Source organism: Acetatifactor sp., assembly GCF_982438285.1.
The window spans coordinates 1-2,862 of record NZ_CEWDFQ010000372.1; the positions used below are offsets into that span (position 1 = coordinate 1).

At 49.7% G+C, this 2,862-nt stretch carries 2 protein-coding genes; both read right to left on the minus strand.

The window, feature by feature from the left end; translation table 11 throughout:
* Positions 1-95: 95 nt before the first annotated feature.
* Positions 96-1,070 carry a 6-phosphofructokinase gene (gene pfkA, locus AC1WIP_RS14050; RefSeq protein ID WP_481142413.1) on the minus strand — a complete coding sequence of 325 codons (975 nt, stop codon included), beginning with the start codon at positions 1,068-1,070 and terminating at the stop codon, positions 96-98.
* Positions 1,071-1,112: 42 nt separating this feature from the next.
* Positions 1,113-2,862, minus strand: a 1,750-nt coding sequence (gene dnaE / locus AC1WIP_RS14055; protein ID WP_481142414.1) for a DNA polymerase III subunit alpha, incomplete at its 5' end; no start/stop codon positions are given.

Consider the following 2,862-nt stretch of genomic DNA (forward strand, 5'->3'; position numbering starts at 1 on the left):
CGTTTGCACTGCTTGTGATCATTTTCCTTTTCCCTGCGTCTTTAAAAAAGCGGTCCGCCTTTAAAAGCAGAACCGCTTTATCCTTAACTTTGTCCTTAAACAGCCAGTAAATGGGCTATCTCAAACTGATACTCGTTAATGCCCTTTTCCATGTTCAGCGCATCCTCAATATCAAAATCAACAAACTCACCGTGCTGGTAACCAACCACCCGGTTGGTTTTACCCTCACGAAGGACGTCTACCGCATAAGCGCCCATAATGGACGCATAATATCGATCCTTTGCAGTGGGACTGCCTCCACGCTGCATATAGCCCAATATGGTGGCTCTGGTCTCAATACCGGTGGCAGCCTCAATTCTGCGGGCCATAGATGTGGAATGTCCAATGCCTTCTGCATTGATAATAATGTGATGGGTTTTCCCTCTTTTCCGGTTATTAATGATATTGTTGATGATGTTCTGTTCGTTAAAGTCATATTTTTCCGGAAGCAGAATATCCTCCGCACCATTTGCTATGCCACACCAGAGTGCGATATATCCGGCATTTCTTCCCATTACCTCAATGATACTGCATCTCTCATGAGAGGAGGAGGTGTCCTTTACCTTGTCGATGGCCTGCATTGCCGTGTTTACCGCAGTGTCAAAGCCGATGGTATACTCTGTACAGGCAATGTCCAGGTCAATGGTGCCCGGAAGCCCTATAGTGTTGACGCCCAACCTGGACAAGGCCTGAGCTCCTCTGTAGGAGCCGTCTCCTCCGATGACCACAATGCCGTCGATCCCATGCTTTTTGCAGATTTCAGCGCCCTTCTGCTGCCCCTCCGGTGTTTTAAATTCCAAGCAGCGGGCCGTTCCCAGAATTGTACCGCCTCTTTGGATAATGTCGGAAACATTGCGCGCTTCCATATCTATAATTTCTTCATTTAAAAGGCCCTGATAGCCCTTTTTGATTCCCTTTACCTTGATACCTCTTGCAATGGCTGTACGAACCACCGCACGTATTGCAGCGTTCATGCCAGGAGCATCTCCTCCGCTGGTCAGGACGCCAATCGTCTTAATTTCATTTGCCATGCCGTTACCTCCTAAAGTAATCCTTTCCTCTGATCATTTATTTTAATCTATTTCCTGACGGTTTTCAATAGGTTTCGTTAGAAATTTAACATTTTCCTGTCCAAACAAGGCGTCCAGCCTCTCTTTCAGCTCTTCATCCCAATTCACTCTCAGGTTGGGGGGAAGGACTTTAAAGCCCCTGGTGCTTCGCAGGAAAATGACCACATCATCATTCCCATCCGAATCGGCAATGGCGGAGAGTAACTCCCCCTCCCGTCTCACATAGGTTTCCGCATCCGGAAACTGCACCCACACACCGTTTGGCACCTTCCGAAGCGGCTCTCCCGGGGTCCGGGCAGCTCCCCCGTAAGGCTTTGTCCTCCGATCCCTTTCTGCATAAGGCCGTCCGGCTCTGCCGCCCCTTGCCGCTCCATAGCCGCTGCGGCCTCTGCTAAGAAGGCTGCCGTCCCGTTCCACGTCCGCAAAGGATACAATTTGTTCGCAGATCAGCTTTCCGTCCTTTTCCTCCTCTAAGGACACCCGGCCTTTCACAAAGACCTTGCCGTCCTCCATAAGCAGTGCGGAGTATTTTTCATAATCCCTGGGAAATACTACAACCTCTACGGTTCCCACCAGGTCCTCTATATTGAGAAATGCCATCACCTTGTCATTTTTCGTATATTTTATGGTCTTGTCTGCAATCAGTCCGCCGATCACCGCAGGCGCCTGGTCTGCCACCCTGACTGCCCCTGTTTCCTCATCCAAGGCAAAGTCATTGGTTGTGTTGGTAATATTTTCCTCCCAAAGCTTCTGGTATTCCTCCAAAGGATGCCCGCTGATATAAATGCCCAGCACCTCTTTTTCAAAGGCAAGGAGCATTTCCTTAGGATATTCCCCCACATCCGGCATACGGATGTCAAATTCCTCCCTGGTTTCCTCCGATGCAATGTCAAACAAGGATATCTGCCCTGCCAGATTGCTCTTCTTATCCTTGGTTATGTGGTCTAAAATCTGCACATACACACTCATAAACTGCTTTCTGGTTCCGCCCAGGCTGTCAAGGGCTCCCGCCTTGATGAAATTCTCAATGGCGCGCTTGTTCATATCCTTATCCGCCATACGGGTAATAAAATCCTTCAGGTTTGTGAAGGGGCCTCTCTCCTTCCTCTCCTGCACGATCCCCTCGATCACAGGACGCCCCACGCTCTTAATTGCAGTCAGGGCATAGCGTATTTTTCCTCCCGTGACAGAAAAACCAGCCTCCCCCTGGTTGATATCCGGCGGAAGAAGTTCAATTCCCATGCTTCTGCAGGTCAAAATGTACTCCGAGACCTTTTTGGGATTGTCGATGACAGAGGTCAAAAGAGCCGCCATAAATTCTACCGGGTAATAATATTTCAGGTAGGCCGTCTGGTAGGAAACCACCGCATAGCAGGCCGCATGGGACTTATTAAAGGCATACTTGGCAAAATCCATCATATCATTATAAATCTGCCCCGCAGTCTGCTCGCTGATGCCATTTGCAATACACCCGGGAACCCCTTCCTCCTCATTGCCGTATATGAAATTGGCTCTCTCCTTCTCCATGACGGACTGCTTTTTTTTGCTCATGGCCCGGCGCACCAGATCGCTTCGTCCCAGGGTATATCCCCCCAGGTCCCTCACAATCTGCATCACCTGCTCCTGATATACAATACAGCCGTAGGTGGGGGCCAGAATGGGCTCCAGCTGGGGACAGGAATAAGCTACCGCACTGTGGTTGTTCTTGCCCTTGATATATTTGGGGATAAAATCCATAGGGCCCGGCCGGTAC

Bases quoted from the DNA above. Each gene is read 5' to 3' on its own strand.
- pfkA (WP_481142413.1), bottom strand. From the start codon at position 1,070: ATGGCAAATGAAATTAAGACGATTGGCGTCCTGACCAGCGGAGGAGAT.